Here is a 14,360-nt window from a genome sequence, read left to right on the forward strand (position 1 = left end):
ACCGCATCAATGCACCATGAACTGCAATTGCGCATGCAATGCGAGCGCTGAACCCAGCGCTGCGTCTCGGAAAACCAAACCCGCACAACGCAAAAGCCCCGATTTACGGGGCTTTTCGCTTCATGGCCATCTTTTTGTGACAAATTATTCGAAACTGGCACGCCCTCTGCAATAACCCAGTCACTACCCAGTTTTGGGGACCTTGGTACAGGCAGGCCGGGGATTCCCCTCTTTTATACCGGGCTCATCGAGCCCACTGTTTTGGGGGCCTTGATACAGGCAGGTCAAGGTTTCCCTTCTTTACACCAGGGCTGGACCTTCGCGGCGAGCCCTCCCGTTTTGGGGACCTTGGTACAGGCAGGCCGGGGATTCCCTCTTTTATTGCTCCTGGAGACGGACCTCCAGCCGCCAGCGGTCATCGACTTCGCTGCCGGCCCACTCTCCCCGCAACGGACGCGCCGCCACCAGCGTCAGCAACAAGCCCTTGTCACTCAAGCGAACCCGCCAGTTCACATCCCTGCCGTTGAGCTTGAGCTGGCCCTTCTGCGCCTTCCCCTTTGCCTGGAACAACAACGCGACCGAGCCGTCGATGATTTCCCCGTGCAGCTTCGGCTCATTGTTGAACCACGCCACCAGCGCCCCGTCGAGGACTTCGACCTGCTGCAGCTCGCTCGGCTCGGGCGTGGTGATGCGACCGATCATCAGCCCGACCATCATCCCGAAAAGCGCCAAGGACCCCATCACCCGAGGTATTAGCTTCGAACGTCGATCGGTTTGCGGCGTAGAATGCCGCTCATCTTTATCTGCGGAGCCGTGCATGTTTCACGTCATCCTTTTTCAACCGGAAATACCGCCCAATACCGGCAACGTCATCAGACTGTGCGCCAACAGCGGCTGCCACCTGCATTTGATCGAACCGCTGGGCTTCGAGATGGACGACAAGCGCCTGCGCCGCGCCGGCCTCGACTACCACGAGTATGCCACCTTGCAGCGACACGCCGACTTGGCGAGTTGTCTTGAAAGCCTGGGGCAACCGCGTTTGTTTGCCTTCACCACTAAAGGCTCTCGGCCGTTTCATGACGCCAGCTTCGTCGCCGGTGATGCATTCCTGTTCGGACCGGAAAGCCGTGGCTTGCCGGCAGAGGTGCTGGACGCACTACCGGCGGAGCAACGCTTGCGCTTGCCGATGCGCGAAGGCTGTCGGAGCCTGAACCTGTCCAACACCGTGGCGGTGGCGGTCTACGAGGCCTGGCGGCAGAACGGCTTCAGATAACCCGATTCGAATCAGCCTAAGAAAAAAGCGCCTATCAAGGCGCTTTTCAAGGTTTCATCGGCAGCTTACTGAACGGTCGCTTCACCCGCTTCCTGCATGCGCTGCAGCTCTTGGGCGTACAGGGCATCGAAGTTCACCGGGGCCAGCATCAGGGCCGGGAACGAACCACGAGTCACCAGGCTGTCCAGGGTTTCCCGGGCGTAGGGGAACAGGATGTTCGGGCAAAACGCGCCCAGGGTGTGGCTCATCGAAGCGGCATCCAGATTCTTGATCAGGAAGATGCCGGCCTGCTGAACCTCGGCGATGAACGCCACTTCGTCACCGTTCTTCACGGTCACCGACAGGGTCAACACCACTTCGTGGAAGTCTTCTTCCAAGGCCTTCTGGCGGGTGTTCAGGTCCAAGGCCACGCTCGGCTCCCATTGCTGGCGAAAGATCGCCGGGCTTTTCGGGGCTTCGAAGGACAGGTCGCGAACATAAATGCGCTGCAAGGAGAATTGCGGTGCGGCTTCTTCTTCGCTGGCAGCTGTGTTCTGTTGGTCAGTCATCGCAGATCCTTCTTACTTTCAGGTTCTATTAATAGGAATTCAGGCCTTGAGCAGCGCGTCGAGCTTGCCGGCGCGCTCCAGGGCGAACAGATCATCGCAACCGCCCACGTGGGTGTCGCCGATCCAGATTTGCGGCACGGAGGTACGCCCGGCCTTCTTGGTCATTTCGGCGCGCAGTTGCGGCTTGCCGTCGACCTTGATCTCTTCGAACCCTACGCCTTTGTTCTTGAGCAGCATCTTGGCTCTGGAGCAATAGGGGCAGTAATCGCTGGAATAGACAACAACGTGGGGCATCTCACTTCACCAGGGGCAGATTGTCGGCTTTCCAGCTCGCAACGCCACCGGACAGCTTGGCGGCGGTGAAGCCGGACTTCATCAGTTCGCGGGCAAGGGTGCCGGCCTGCTGGCCTTGGGCGTCGACCAGGATCAGCGTCTTGGCCTTGTGCTTTTCCAGTTCGCCCACGCGTGCGATCAGTTTGTCCTGGGGAATGTTCAGCGCGCCGACAATGTGACCGGCGGCGAAATCCTTGCTCGGGCGGATATCGACCACCACGCCGGCATCCTTGTTGACCAGCGCGGTCAGCTCGCCCGTGCTCAGGCTGCGTCCGCCGCCCTGCATCGTATGGGCAACCAGCAACGCCAGCAGTACGACGAAGATACCGACGAGAATGTAGTGGTTAGTGGCAAATTCAATCAGGTGAGCAACCATCGAAGGAGGTTCCAGGGCGTTAAAATGTCGGCCAGTATACACAGCACGCAAGGCCGGCCAAACCCCGCCCGGCGGTGACGGCACCGGAACTTACCTTTAAACTGCCCGTCCCTTTTCCATCGTCTTCTTTTAATCAGCCACGAGTGGATTCCATGACTACCACGCCTAAACCTTTGGTCCTGATGATTCTGGACGGCTTCGGTCACAGTGACAGCCACGAATCCAACGCCGTGTACGCGGCGAAGAAGCCTGTCCTGGACCGCTTGTGGGCCAGCGTGCCGAACGGCCTGATCTCCGGCAGCGGCATGGACGTCGGCCTGCCAGACGGGCAGATGGGCAACTCCGAGGTCGGCCACATGAACCTCGGCGCGGGTCGCGTGGTGTATCAGGATTTCACCCGCGTGACCAAATCGATCCGCGACGGCGAGTTCTTCGAAAACCCGACCATCTGCGCAGCCGTGGACAAAGCGGTGGCTGCCGGCAAGGCCGTGCACTTCATGGGTCTGCTCTCGGACGGTGGCGTGCATAGCCATCAGGATCACCTGATCGCCATGGCCGAGCTCGCCGCCAAACGCGGCGCCACGCATATTTATCTGCACGCCTTTCTCGACGGCCGCGACACGCCGCCCAAGAGCGCCGAGTCGTCGATCAAGCTGTTGGACGAAACGTTCAAGGCGCTGGGCAAGGGCCGGATCGCCAGCCTGATCGGCCGCTACTTTGCCATGGACCGCGATAACCGCTGGGACCGCGTCGCCCAGGCTTATAACCTGATCGTCGATGGCAGCGCCGAATTCAACGCCGCCTCCGCCCAGGAAGGCCTGCAAGCCGCCTACGAGCGCGGCGAAAGCGATGAATTCGTCAAGGCCACCACCATTGGCGAGCCGGTGAAGGTTGAAGACGGCGACGCCGTGGTGTTCATGAACTTCCGCGCCGACCGCGCCCGCGAGCTGACCCGCGTGTTTGTCGAGGACGATTTCAAGGAATTCGAGCGCGCCCGCCAGCCGAAACTGGCCGGCTTCGTGATGCTGACCCAATACGCCGCCAGCATCCCCGCGCCATCGGCCTTCGCCGCCGGCAGCCTGGAAAACGTGTTGGGCGATTACCTGGCAAAAAACGGCAAGACCCAGCTACGCATCGCCGAAACCGAAAAATACGCCCACGTGACCTTCTTTTTCTCCGGTGGTCGTGAAGAGCCCTTCCCGGGCGAAGAGCGCATCCTGATCCCATCGCCGAAAGTCGCCACCTACGACTTGCAACCGGAAATGAGTGCGCCGGAAGTGACCGACCGCATCGTCGACGCCATTGAACACCAGCGTTACGACGTGATTGTGGTCAACTATGCCAACGGCGACATGGTCGGCCACAGCGGCGTGTTCGACGCGGCAGTCAAGGCCGTGGAATGCCTCGACGTCTGCGTCGGCCGCATCGTTGACGCGCTGGCAAAAGTCGGCGGCGAAGCCCTGATCACCGCCGACCACGGTAACGTCGAGCAGATGTCCGACGCGTCCACCGGTCAGGCCCATACTGCCCACACCACCGAGCCGGTGCCGTTCATCTATGTCGGCAAGCGTGACTTCAAGGTCCGCGACGGCGGCGTGCTGGCTGACGTCGCCCCAACGATGCTGATGCTGCTGGGCATGGAAAAACCGGCGGAGATGACCGGCACTTCGATCCTGGTCTGACCAGCGCCCCAATGCGGGAGCAAGGTTGCTCCCGCATTGGTCCAGGTGTTTTTTCGGCCAGTTATCACACAGCCCCAAATGGGCGTTTTTTTTGCAGCGTGGGGCGGGCATACTAGGCCGTCCCTTTCCCTGGTGTCGCCCGCCTCTATGCTTCGCGTCCTGATAGCCCTTGCTCTGACCTGCCTGCTCCAACCGGCCTTCGCTGACGAGCGCGCGCAAACCCAACAACAGTTGGACGCCACGCGTCAGGACATTGCCGAGCTGAAAAAACTGCTGAACAAGCTGCAGGAAGAGAAATCCAGCGTACAGAAAGACCTGCGCGGCACCGAGACCGAGATGGGCAAGCTGGAGAAGCAGGTCGACGCCTTGCAGAAAGAGCTGAAGAAAAGCGAATCCGAGCTGCAACGGCTCGATGGAGAGAAAAAAAAACTCCAGAGCGCGCGCACTGAACAGCAAAAGCTGATCGCCATCCAGGCCCGGGCCGCCTACCAGAACGGCCGCCAGGAATATCTCAAGCTGCTGCTCAACCAGCAGAACCCTGAAAAATTCGCCCGCACCCTGACTTATTACGATTATCTGAGCCAGGCACGCCTGGAACAACTCAAGAGCTTCAACGAAACCCTGCGCCAACTGGCCAATGTCGAAAAAGACATCGAGTTGCAGCAAGCCCAGTTGTTGGTTCAGAAAAGCAGCCTCGACACCCAGCGTGAAGAACTCGAGAAGGTCCGCAAGGAGCGCCAGGTCGCCCTGGCCAAGCTCAACGACGACGTGAAGGCTCGCGACAGCAAGCTCAAGGCCCGCGAGCAGGACCAGGCCGAACTGGCAAAAGTCTTGAAGACCATTGAGGAAACCCTGGCCCGCCAGGCTCGTGAGGCGGAAGAGGCGCGCCAGAAAGCGCTGATCGCCCAGCAGGAAGCCGAAAAAAAGCGTTTACGTGAAGCCCAGGCCGACGCTGATGCCGGCGAAGCACCGCGCAAACCGGCAAAATCCAGCCCCGGCGCACTGGTTTCCAGTGATGGCGAAACCTTCGGCGGCGCTTTTGGTTCGGCTCGAGGCAAACTTCCATGGCCAGTCAATGGTCGATTACTTGCGCGCTTCGGTGAAACCCGCGGCGACGACACTCGCACCAAATGGGACGGCGTGATGATCAGCGCCTCCGCCGGTAGCCAGGTGCACGCCGTACATGGCGGGCGCGTGGTGTTTGCCGACTGGCTGCGCGGTGCCGGCCTGCTGGTGATCCTGGATCACGGCAACGGATACCTGAGCCTTTATGGCCATAATCAGACGCTGCTCAAGTCGGCGGGGGATGTGGTCAAGGCCGGCGAGTCCATCTCCACGGTCGGCAACAGTGGCGGGCAGGACACGCCAGCACTGTATTTTGCTATTCGCCAGCAGGGTCGCCCAAGTGATCCGGCCCAATGGTGTCGTGCGCAAGGATAAGCGCGCCCATCCAACTCAGGAGTTCGTTCGACATGCTGCATTTGTCCCGCCTCACCTCGCTGGCCCTGACGATCGCCCTCGTGATCGGTGCGCCCCTGGCTTTCGCCGCGCAACCCGCGCCGTCGCCAACAACCGCCACGACCGTTACCACCAAGGCGCCGCTGCCATTGGATGAGCTGCGCACCTTCGCCGAAGTCATGGATCGGATCAAAGCCGCGTATGTGGAACCGGTGGACGACAAGATGCTGCTGGAGAACGCCATCAAAGGCATGCTCAGCAACCTCGACCCGCACTCCGCCTACCTGGGGCCGGAAGATTTCGCCGAGCTGCAAGAAAGCACCAGCGGCGAGTTCGGCGGCCTTGGGATCGAAGTCGGCAGCGAAGACGGTTTCGTCAAGGTGGTCTCGCCAATCGACGACACGCCTGCCTCCAAGGCCGGCATCCAGGCTGGCGACTTCATCGTCAAGATCAACGGCCAGCCGACTCGCGGCCAGAGCATGACCGAAGCCGTGGACAAGATGCGCGGCAAGATCGGCGAAAAGATCACCCTGACCCTGGTGCGCGACGGTGGTACGCCATTCGACGTGACGTTGACCCGCGCCGTCATCCAGGTCAAAAGTGTAAAAAGCCAGTTGCTGGAATCGGGCTACGGCTACATCCGTATCACCCAGTTCCAGGTCAAGACCGGCGAAGAAGTCGCCAAGTCCCTGGCCAAGCTGCGCAAGGACAACGGCAAGAAACTCAACGGCCTGGTCCTGGACCTGCGCAACAACCCCGGCGGCGTCCTGCAATCGGCCGTGGAAGTGGTTGACCATTTCATCACCAAGGGCCTGATCGTCTACACCAAGGGTCGCATCGCCAATTCCGAGCTGCGCTTCTCGGCCACCGGCAACGACCTGAGCGAAGCCGTGCCACTGGTGGTGCTGATCAACGGCGGCAGCGCCTCGGCATCGGAAATCGTCGCCGGCGCCCTGCAGGACCAGAAACGCGGTGTCGTCATGGGTACCACCAGTTTCGGCAAGGGCTCGGTGCAGACCGTGTTGCCGCTGAACAACGACCGCGCCTTGAAGATCACCACCGCGCTGTACTTCACGCCTAACGGCCGCTCCATCCAGGCCCAGGGCATCGTCCCGGACATCGAAGTGCGCAAGGCCAAGATCACCAGCGAGGCGGACAGCGAATACTTCAAGGAAGCCGACCTGCAAGGTCACCTGGGCAATGGCAACGGCGGTGCGGACAGGCCGACCGGCTCCGGCGCCAAGGCCAAGCCAATGCCGCAGGATGACGATTACCAGTTGGCCCAGGCCTTGAGCTTGCTCAAGGGGTTGAACATCACGTCCGGCCGCTGAGATGGTCCTGCGATTTACCTTCGTCCTGCTGTGCCTGCTGGCGGGGGCCGTTAATGCGGCGCCCGCCACGCCTTCTTCGCCGCACAAGGCGTACCTGAGCCTGATCATCGACGACCTGGGGCAAAACCTGCCCCGGGATCGCCAGGTACTTGCCCTCCCCGGTCCGGTCACCGCCGCGATCATGCCCGACACGCCCCACGCCGCCGAAGTCGCCCGCGAAGCCCATCGCGCCGGCAAGCTGGTCATGTTGCACATGCCCATGGACCCGGCCACCGGGCCGTTCGCCTGGCATCCGGAATTGCCCATCGAAGAACTGGGCAGGCGCCTCGACGCCGCGTTCGCTGCCGTGCCCTACACCAGCGGCATCAACAACCACATGGGTAGCCGCATGACCGCCCAGCCCCAAGCCATGGCGTGGCTGATGGCGAACTTGCAGCAACGACACAAGTTCTTTGTCGACAGCCGCACCAGCGCCCGGACAGTCGCCGCCGCCGAAGCGCAAAAGATCGGCCTCGCCAGCGTGTCACGGGATGTATTCCTTGATGACGAGCGTACCGAAGCGGCCATTGCCGGCCAGCTTCAAGTCGCCATCGAATTGGCTCGGCGGCAGGGCTCGGCAGTGATGATCGGGCATCCCTATCCGCAGACCCTCGCCGTGCTCGAACGCGAACTGCCTCGGCTCAAGGCCCAGGGCATCGAGTGGATCGACATAAGGTCGATGATCAGCCTGCGCAGCAATCAGGCGATGGCCGGGCATGGGAAGGATGGGGTTTATCGGTAGCCAGCGGGGCTGGCGCGACCCTCAGAGATACCGCGCCATGATCGCATCCACTGCACCTTCCTTGCGCAATTCATCCAAGGCGTTCTGCAACCGGGCAACCACCTCGTCCGGTACGTCCTTGTTCAACGCCAAATACAACTCGGCGCTGTTGAATCGCAATACAGTCCGCAGGTCGCTGACGCCTTCCTGGCGCGCCAGGTAACGGCCGGCAGGGTCGCCGGTAGCCCATAGATCGATCTGGCCATTCATCAGCTTTCTGGCGTTGTCCTGGTCGCGCAACACAACGATCGGGTTCAAACCCTGCTTGGCCAACGTCTCGGCAATCGCATCGCCCTTGTAGGCACCGATCTTGTATTGGCGCGCTTGATCCAGCGAGTCGAGGGTGATCTTGCTGTCAGTCTTGGCAAGCATGACCCAGTCGTCCGGGCCGATGGGACCGACCCATTTGAAGAGTTTCTCGCGCTCCGGCAACCGCGCCATGACGAACACACCGTAGCCGGGGTTCTCCAAGGCAAGCTTGTAGATCCGCTCCCAAGGAAAGCGCAGCGTGAGGCTATAGGTGATGTCGGCGCGCTTGAAGATTTCTCGAACGATGTCCACGGCAATGCCATGGATATTCTCGTCCTGGGCGAAGTTCTTGCCGTTCTTTGCCATGTTGTATGGCGGAAAGTTTTCCGTCAGCAGCACCAGCGAGGTGTCTGTGGCGCGTGCGGTGCCGGCGAGCAGCAACGTGGCACCGGCAAAGGCAAGAACAAGGCGTTTGAGCATGTCGGGCTACCGCAATCCATGGTGTGCCCAAGAGTGCCTTGGGCTCGCCATGGTGTCCAGCGGTCAGCGAATGCAGATACCGCGATGGGCCATATAGGCCTTGGCTTCCGGCACGGTGTATTCGCCAAAGTGGAAAATGCTCGCCGCCAGCACCGCACTGGCATGGCCTTCCAGGATGCCGTCGGCCAGGTGTTGCAGGTTGCCGACGCCGCCGGAAGCGATCACCGGGATGCCCAAGGCATCGCTGATGGCGCGGGTGACGCCAAGGTCGAAGCCGTTTTTCATGCCGTCCTGGTCCATGCTGGTCAGCAGGATTTCACCGGCACCCAGGCCTTCCATTTTCTTCGCCCACTCGACAGCATCCAGGCCTGTGGGTTTGCGCCCGCCGTGGGTGAAGATTTCCCAGCGCGGGGTTTCGCCCGGGCCGGAGACCTTCTTTGCATCAATGGCCACGACGATGCACTGCGAGCCGAAGTGCTGGGCCGCTTCGCCAACGAATTCCGGGTTGAACACCGCCGCCGTGTTGATCGACACCTTGTCCGCGCCGGCATTGAGCAGGTTGCGGATGTCCTGCACGGTGCGCACGCCACCGCCCACGGTCAGCGGGATGAATACCTGGCTGGCCATGCGCTCGACGGTATGCAGCGTGGTGTCGCGGCCATCGACGCTGGCCGTGATGTCCAGGAAGGTAATCTCGTCGGCACCCTGCTCGTCGTAGCGACGGGCGATTTCCACCGGGTCGCCGGCATCACGGATGTTCTCGAACTTGACGCCCTTGACCACCCGGCCGTTGTCCACGTCCAGGCAAGGGATGATGCGTTTGGCCAGCGCCATGGTCAGTCCTCAGCCTTTGTACGAATCGCAGAAAGCTTGCGCTTCAGCGACGTCGAGGGTGCCTTCATAAATCGCGCGACCGGTGATTGCGCCGATGATGCCCGGCGCCTTGGCGTCGAGCAGCGACTTGATGTCACCCAGGTTATGAATGCCACCGGAAGCGATCACCGGGATCTTCGTGGCAGCGGCCAACGCAGCGGTGAACGGCACGTTGCAGCCCTGCATCATGCCGTCTTTGGCAATGTCGGTATAAACGATCGAGGACACGCCGTCGGCTTCAAACTGCTTGGCCAGATCGATGACTTGCACGGTGCTGATTTCAGCCCAGCCATCGGTTGCGACGAAACCGTCTTTGGCATCCAGGCCGACGATGATTTTGCCAGGGAACGCGCGGCAGGCTTCGGCGACGAAAGCCGGGTCTTTCACGGCCTTGGTGCCAATGATCACGTAACTGACGCCGGCCTTGACGTAGTGCTCGATGGTTTCCAGCGAGCGAATGCCACCGCCGATCTGGATCGGCAGGTTCGGGTAGCGCTTGGCAATGGCCGTGACCACTTCGCCATTGACCGGCTGGCCTTCGAAGGCGCCGTTCAGGTCGACCAGATGCAGGCGACGGCAACCGCCCTCTACCCACTTGGCGGCCATGCTCACCGGGTCATCGGAAAACACCGTGGAGTCTTCCATGCGGCCCTGGCGCAGACGTACGCAAGCGCCGTCCTTGAGATCGATAGCGGGGATAATTAGCATGCTTTTCCTTCGTCAAAGAGCTGCAAGCTGCAAGCCATAAGCTGCAAGCAGGCACGCATTTCAATACTTGCAGCTTCAAGCTTGAAGCTTGCCGCTGCTCTAATTCTTCTCAAGCGCCCACAAGTCGCTTTCAATGCTTTCGAACCTTTCTTTAAGGTGCGCCTGCACATCGAAAATCGCCCTGTTGTAATAGTGCGGAGCAATTTCGCGGGTAAACAGGTCAAGAATTTCCGCCGCTTCGAACGACCCCAGGTCCAGCTCGAAACGCTCCTCCATGAACCGCTGGATCTTGCGGTTCGCTTCACTCTCCTGCTCGGGCGTGAGGGTGAGGATCGGCGGTTTCTTGCGCGCCATTACCAGCGCCCGTCCCATGCCGCGAAGTTCTGCAACAGTTGCAGGCCATGGGTATGGCTCTTCTCCGGGTGGAACTGCACGGCGAAGCGCGAGCCGTCGGCCAGGGCCGCGGCGAAATCGACGCCATAGTGGCCACCACCCACCACCTGCCGGGCATTGCCGGCGGCGATGTAATAGCTGTGCACGAAGTAGAAGCGCGCCAGGTCCGGGATGTCGTGCCACAGCGGGTGATTCACCGTCTGCTTCACTTCGTTCCAGCCCATGTGCGGGACTTTCAAGTGCTCGCCGTCTTCATGCAGGCCCTTGCCAAAGAACTTTACCTGGCCTGGGAACAGGGAGATGCAATCGACACCGTCGTTCTCTTCGCTGCGCTCGAGCAAGGCTTGCATGCCGACACAGATGCCTAGAAACGGGCGGTCCTGACTGACTTCGTGCACCAGTTTGTCGAAACCCAAGCGACGAATCTCGGCCATGCAATCGCGAATCGCGCCGACGCCGGGGAACACCACCCGGTCGGCTTCACGAATCACGTCGGCATCGCTGGTGATCAGCACCTTGCCGGCGCCCACGTGTTCGAGGGCCTTGGCCACCGAGTGCAGGTTGCCCATGCCGTAGTCGATAACCGCGACCGTCTGCATTACAGGACGCCCTTGGTGGAAGGCATCTGGCCGGCCATACGGTCATCGAGCTCGACGGCCATGCGCAGCGCGCGGCCGAACGCCTTGAACACGGTTTCGATCTGGTGGTGGGTGTTGTGCCCGCGCAGGTTGTCGATGTGCAGGGTCACGTTGGCGTGGTTGACGAAGCCCTGGAAGAATTCCTGGAACAGGTCAACGTCGAAGCCGCCAACGGTGGCACGGGTGTACGGCACGTGCATCTGCAGGCCAGGACGGCCGGAGAAGTCGATGACCACGCGCGACAGCGCCTCATCGAGCGGCACGTAGGCATGGCCATAGCGACGGATGCCCTTCTTGTCGCCGATGGCCTTGGTAAAGGCCTGGCCCAAAGTGATACCGACATCTTCCACCGTGTGGTGGTCGTCGATATGCAGGTCGCCCTTGCTGACGATGTCCAGGTCGATCAGCCCGTGACGGGCGATCTGGTCGAGCATGTGCTCAAGAAAAGGCACGCCGATATCAAATCGGGCCTTTCCGGTGCCATCCAGGTTGATCGAGGCTTTGATCTGGGTTTCCAGAGTGTCGCGCTCGACAGACGCCTTACGTTCGGCCATCACCAGCTCCGCAAAATCATTGGGCGAAAAAGGCAGCCATTATAGGGGCGCGAGCGGCAAACAGAAACAAAGAGGTGACATCGATGACGGGTTGAATTCGGTGCCGTCGGCGTTAGACATGTCCATACAACTCTTTGCCATCGCCCAAAACGACTGTGGGAGCGGAGCTCGCTCCCGATAGCGGAGGCCAGCAGACTGATGTCGACTGAACTCCACTATCGCGAGCAAGCCCGCCCCCACAAGGGTCGCCCTGACGCAATGGTCAGGGCAGCTGTCTTAGCGGAACAACACCGCCGTCTTTTGCAAGGTCACCCACACACCCCACGCCAACGGAATGCCCACCACCAGCCAGGCGGCGATCGCCAGGGGCTTGGTGCCCGGTGCGGCTTTCCATTCCAGCGAAGTGGTGCTGTCGGCGCCCTTGTCATGGCCCAGCGCCTGTTCGGCGGCCAGTTCGGCGTCGGTCATGAAGTACTTGTCGGCGACCGGGCGAACCATCAGGTTGCACAGGAAGCCCAGTACCAGCAGGCCGGCGAGGATATACAGGGTGATGTCATAGGCCGCGGCACGTTCAACGCCGATGCTCAACTGATATTCACGCAGGTAGTTCACCAGTACCGGACCCAGCACGCCCGCCGCAGCCCACGCGGTCAGCAGGCGACCGTGGATCGCGCCGACCATTTGCGTACCGAACAGGTCCGCCAGGTAGGCCGGCACAGTGGCGAAACCGCCGCCGTACATCGACAGGATGATGCAGAACGCCGCCACGAACAGCGCGACGCTGCCCAGGTGACCGAGGTTCGGGATCAGCGCGTACAGGGCAAAGCCCAGGGCGAAGAACACGAAATAGGTGTTTTTACGGCCCAGGTAATCCGAGCAGGATGCCCAGAAGAACCGGCCGCCGATGTTGAACAGGCTCAGCAGGCCAGTGAAACCGGCCGCGATGGCCGCGATCTGGCCCAGTTGCGCAGCGTCCAGCTGACCGAAAGGTAGGTCATTGCCGAGCAATTTGCCGCCGAACACTTCCTGCAACAGTGGCGATGCCATGCCGATGATGCCGATACCGGCAGATACGTTCAGGCACAGCACCAGCCATACCAGACGGAACTGCGGGGTTTTCCAGGCAGTGTTCACGTGAACGTGGCGATGGGTGATCATTGCGTTCGCGGCTTTTTTCGGCGCCGGCGCCCAGCCTTCAGGCTTCCAGCCGGTCGGCGGAACGCGGTACGACAGGGCGCCACCGATCATGAACACGAAGTAGATCGCGGCCATGACCAGGAAGCTCTGCCATACGCCCACTTCAGTTGGCGAAGCGAAATGGCTCATCAGCGCCGCAGCCAGTGGAGCACCCACCATCGCGCCACCGCCAAAGCCCATGATCGCCATGCCGGTCGCCATGCCGCGCTTGTCCGGGAACCACTTGATCAGGGTCGAGACCGGGGATATGTAGCCCAGGCCCAGGCCGATACCGCCGATGACACCAGAGCCGACCCACATCAGCCAGATCTGGTGGGTATAGATACCCAACGCGGAAATCAGCAAGCCACCGCACCAGCACAAGGCCGATACAACGCCAGCCTTGCGTGGCCCGGCGTGTTCAAGCCAGCCACCCCAGATGGCTGCCGAGCAACCCAGGAAGATGAAGAACAGCGTGTAGATCCAGCCGAGCATCGAGATCGGCCAGTCGCATTGGGACGAGAAGATTTGCGCGATGAAGCTCATGTCCGGTGCACAGGCCACTGGCTTGGTGACACCCAAGGCCTTGGACAGTGGCAACCAGAACACCGAAAAGCCGTAGGCCATGCCGATGCAGAGGTGAATGGCCAATGCGGCCGGTGGAACCAGCCACCGGTTGAACCCGGGCTTGGCGATGATGCGTTCCTTGGAGAGGAACGCTGGCTGGTCGGCAATGCCGCCTGCCGTGATGCTCGTGCTCATTGTGTATCCCCCAGTTATTGGAATGGTTCGCCAGCCATGCATCACCCTCAGCCTCCATTGCACGCAGGCACGGCTGTATTTTGTGGTGAAGCTCCATTTTAGTGCGACATCACGTCACAGAAGGACGGGCGAACTGACAAAGGTTAACATTTGCTCGTGACAGAAAAACCAAAGTGATATCACCTTTTTCCTGTCACTCGTCTTATCGCGCCTTCGCCCGCTTTCTGTAGGGGTTAATTCGTTTATTTTTCAGGATTTTCCATGCCTATCGTTGTCGAGCACCTGAATGACGCCACTGGTCAGGATCAGCAGGACCTGCAGAAAATCTACCAGGACGCGCCAACCTGGCTGTTGGAGCCGTTCTGCGATGCAGCGCAATTGATCAGCGTTTGCCTGGCAGAAGGCTCGCTGATCGCGGCCCGTTTCAATGATCGGCTGCTCGGTGCGGCACGCCTTCAACGGCACCAGGACGCCTGGCACTTGTCACAGATGTGCGTGCGAAAGATCACACGCCGCCGTGGCGTGGCCGAGCGGCTGGTGAGCGAAGCGCTGAGGATGGCCCGGCACGATCATGTCGAGCTTCGGCTCTCTGCACCGGCCGGGCACCTGGAGGCCCAGGCATTGGCGGCGAAGCTCAAGTTGCCCTTGGATGTTGGCCAGCCAGGTCTATGCCCGGCAAGTCTGCGGCAAGACAGATCACCCAACG

16 protein-coding genes and 1 pseudogene are annotated in these 14,360 nt (G+C 61.0%); 6 read left to right on the forward strand and 11 right to left on the reverse strand.

Features of this window, described 5'->3' with window-relative positions; translation table 11 throughout:
- Positions 1–378 precede the first annotated feature (378 nt).
- A complete protein-coding gene (locus HU762_RS16535) occupies positions 379–819 on the reverse strand; it encodes a hypothetical protein (RefSeq protein WP_186638822.1) in 441 nt (146 codons plus the stop codon).
- Here HU762_RS16535 and trmL point away from each other — a divergent pair.
- Positions 818–1,273, forward strand: a complete 456-nt coding sequence (gene trmL, locus HU762_RS16540; protein WP_186613246.1) for a tRNA (uridine(34)/cytosine(34)/5-carboxymethylaminomethyluridine(34)-2'-O)-methyltransferase TrmL — start codon at positions 818–820, stop codon at positions 1,271–1,273. The genes HU762_RS16535 and trmL overlap by 2 nt on opposite strands.
- Positions 1,274–1,338: 65 nt before the next feature.
- Here the strand turns inward: trmL and secB are convergent, their stop codons facing one another.
- The 3 genes from secB to HU762_RS16555 are packed head-to-tail and all read right to left on the reverse strand — an operon-like array spanning position 1,339 to position 2,530.
- Complete coding sequence (secB, locus tag HU762_RS16545; RefSeq protein ID WP_186613244.1) at positions 1,339–1,821, reverse strand: protein-export chaperone SecB; 483 nt, start codon at positions 1,819–1,821, stop codon at positions 1,339–1,341.
- A gap of 39 nt (positions 1,822–1,860) precedes the next feature.
- Positions 1,861–2,115: a glutaredoxin 3 gene (grxC, locus tag HU762_RS16550; protein ID WP_186638824.1), complete on the reverse strand. Its 255-nt coding sequence runs from the start codon at positions 2,113–2,115 to the stop codon at positions 1,861–1,863.
- A 1-nt stretch (position 2,116) separates the two neighbouring features.
- A complete protein-coding gene (locus HU762_RS16555; protein ID WP_186638826.1) occupies positions 2,117–2,530 on the reverse strand; it encodes a rhodanese-like domain-containing protein in 414 nt (137 codons plus the stop codon).
- 152 nt (positions 2,531–2,682) lie between these two features.
- Here HU762_RS16555 and gpmI point away from each other — a divergent pair, with 152 nt between their 5' ends.
- The 4 genes from gpmI to HU762_RS16575 all read left to right on the forward strand — a co-directional run bounded on the left by gpmI (position 2,683) and on the right by HU762_RS16575 (position 7,782).
- Positions 2,683–4,212, forward strand: coding sequence for a 2,3-bisphosphoglycerate-independent phosphoglycerate mutase (gpmI, locus tag HU762_RS16560; RefSeq protein ID WP_186638827.1), 1,530 nt, complete (start codon positions 2,683–2,685; stop codon positions 4,210–4,212).
- 147 nt (positions 4,213–4,359) lie between these two features.
- A complete protein-coding gene (locus HU762_RS16565; RefSeq protein ID WP_186638829.1) occupies positions 4,360–5,652 on the forward strand; it encodes a murein hydrolase activator EnvC in 1,293 nt (430 codons plus the stop codon).
- 32 nt (positions 5,653–5,684) lie between these two features.
- Positions 5,685–7,001: a S41 family peptidase gene (locus tag HU762_RS16570; protein ID WP_186638831.1), complete on the forward strand. Its 1,317-nt coding sequence runs from the start codon at positions 5,685–5,687 to the stop codon at positions 6,999–7,001.
- Between the two features lies 1 nt (position 7,002).
- Positions 7,003–7,782 carry a divergent polysaccharide deacetylase family protein gene (locus tag HU762_RS16575; protein WP_186638833.1) on the forward strand — a complete coding sequence of 260 codons (780 nt, stop codon included), beginning with the start codon at positions 7,003–7,005 and terminating at the stop codon, positions 7,780–7,782.
- A gap of 21 nt (positions 7,783–7,803) precedes the next feature.
- On the opposite strand, the gene HU762_RS16580 is transcribed toward HU762_RS16575, so the two are convergent.
- From HU762_RS16580 to HU762_RS16610, 7 genes are all read right to left on the reverse strand, one after another.
- On the reverse strand, positions 7,804–8,550 hold the full coding sequence (locus HU762_RS16580) for an ABC transporter substrate-binding protein (RefSeq protein WP_186638835.1): 747 nt from the start codon (positions 8,548–8,550) through the stop codon (positions 7,804–7,806).
- 63 nt (positions 8,551–8,613) lie between these two features.
- Positions 8,614–9,384, reverse strand: coding sequence for an imidazole glycerol phosphate synthase subunit HisF (hisF, locus tag HU762_RS16585; RefSeq protein WP_003196830.1), 771 nt, complete (start codon positions 9,382–9,384; stop codon positions 8,614–8,616).
- A 9-nt stretch (positions 9,385–9,393) separates the two neighbouring features.
- Entirely contained in the window at positions 9,394–10,131 is a 738-nt protein-coding gene (gene hisA / locus HU762_RS16590) for a 1-(5-phosphoribosyl)-5-[(5-phosphoribosylamino)methylideneamino]imidazole-4-carboxamide isomerase (protein ID WP_014336098.1), read from the reverse strand.
- Between the two features lie 99 nt (positions 10,132–10,230).
- Complete coding sequence (locus tag HU762_RS16595) at positions 10,231–10,485, reverse strand: DUF2164 domain-containing protein (RefSeq protein WP_030141479.1); 255 nt, start codon at positions 10,483–10,485, stop codon at positions 10,231–10,233.
- Positions 10,485–11,123, reverse strand: a complete 639-nt coding sequence (hisH, locus tag HU762_RS16600; RefSeq protein WP_186638837.1) for an imidazole glycerol phosphate synthase subunit HisH — start codon at positions 11,121–11,123, stop codon at positions 10,485–10,487. Before hisH ends, HU762_RS16595 begins: the two co-directional genes overlap by 1 nt.
- Positions 11,123–11,716 (reverse strand): imidazoleglycerol-phosphate dehydratase HisB, encoded by a 594-nt coding sequence (hisB, locus tag HU762_RS16605; protein WP_003186751.1) that lies wholly within the window; start codon positions 11,714–11,716, stop codon positions 11,123–11,125. Before hisB ends, hisH begins: the two co-directional genes overlap by 1 nt.
- A 276-nt stretch (positions 11,717–11,992) precedes the next feature.
- Positions 11,993–13,654 carry an OFA family MFS transporter gene (locus tag HU762_RS16610; RefSeq protein ID WP_186638839.1) on the reverse strand — a complete coding sequence of 554 codons (1,662 nt, stop codon included), beginning with the start codon at positions 13,652–13,654 and terminating at the stop codon, positions 11,993–11,995.
- Between the two features lie 261 nt (positions 13,655–13,915).
- On the opposite strand from HU762_RS16610, the pseudogene panM reads away from it, so the two are divergent.
- A pseudogene (gene panM / locus HU762_RS16615) lies at positions 13,916–14,308 on the forward strand (aspartate 1-decarboxylase autocleavage activator PanM); the annotation flags it as partial.
- Positions 14,309–14,360: the final 52 nt, after the last annotated feature.

This window comes from Pseudomonas sp. SWRI92, from assembly GCF_014268685.1.
GTDB classification, from domain to species: Bacteria; Pseudomonadota; Gammaproteobacteria; order Pseudomonadales; family Pseudomonadaceae; genus Aquipseudomonas; species Aquipseudomonas marvdashtae.

Bases quoted from the DNA above. Each gene is read 5' to 3' on its own strand.
- trmL (WP_186613246.1), top strand. From the start codon at position 818: ATGTTTCACGTCATCCTTTTTCAACCGGAAATACCGCCCAATACCGGC.
- HU762_RS16535 (WP_186638822.1), bottom strand. From the start codon at position 819: ATGCACGGCTCCGCAGATAAAGATGAGCGGCATTCTACGCCGCAAACC.
- secB (WP_186613244.1), bottom strand. From the start codon at position 1,821: ATGACTGACCAACAGAACACAGCTGCCAGCGAAGAAGAAGCCGCACCG.
- grxC (WP_186638824.1), bottom strand. From the start codon at position 2,115: ATGCCCCACGTTGTTGTCTATTCCAGCGATTACTGCCCCTATTGCTCC.
- HU762_RS16555 (WP_186638826.1), bottom strand. From the start codon at position 2,530: ATGGTTGCTCACCTGATTGAATTTGCCACTAACCACTACATTCTCGTC.
- gpmI (WP_186638827.1), top strand. From the start codon at position 2,683: ATGACTACCACGCCTAAACCTTTGGTCCTGATGATTCTGGACGGCTTC.
- HU762_RS16565 (WP_186638829.1), top strand. From the start codon at position 4,360: ATGCTTCGCGTCCTGATAGCCCTTGCTCTGACCTGCCTGCTCCAACCG.
- HU762_RS16570 (WP_186638831.1), top strand. From the start codon at position 5,685: ATGCTGCATTTGTCCCGCCTCACCTCGCTGGCCCTGACGATCGCCCTC.
- HU762_RS16575 (WP_186638833.1), top strand. From the start codon at position 7,003: ATGGTCCTGCGATTTACCTTCGTCCTGCTGTGCCTGCTGGCGGGGGCC.
- HU762_RS16580 (WP_186638835.1), bottom strand. From the start codon at position 8,550: ATGCTCAAACGCCTTGTTCTTGCCTTTGCCGGTGCCACGTTGCTGCTC.
- hisF (WP_003196830.1), bottom strand. From the start codon at position 9,384: ATGGCGCTGGCCAAACGCATCATCCCTTGCCTGGACGTGGACAACGGC.
- hisA (WP_014336098.1), bottom strand. From the start codon at position 10,131: ATGCTAATTATCCCCGCTATCGATCTCAAGGACGGCGCTTGCGTACGT.
- HU762_RS16595 (WP_030141479.1), bottom strand. From the start codon at position 10,485: ATGGCGCGCAAGAAACCGCCGATCCTCACCCTCACGCCCGAGCAGGAG.
- hisH (WP_186638837.1), bottom strand. From the start codon at position 11,123: ATGCAGACGGTCGCGGTTATCGACTACGGCATGGGCAACCTGCACTCG.
- hisB (WP_003186751.1), bottom strand. From the start codon at position 11,716: ATGGCCGAACGTAAGGCGTCTGTCGAGCGCGACACTCTGGAAACCCAG.
- HU762_RS16610 (WP_186638839.1), bottom strand. From the start codon at position 13,654: ATGAGCACGAGCATCACGGCAGGCGGCATTGCCGACCAGCCAGCGTTC.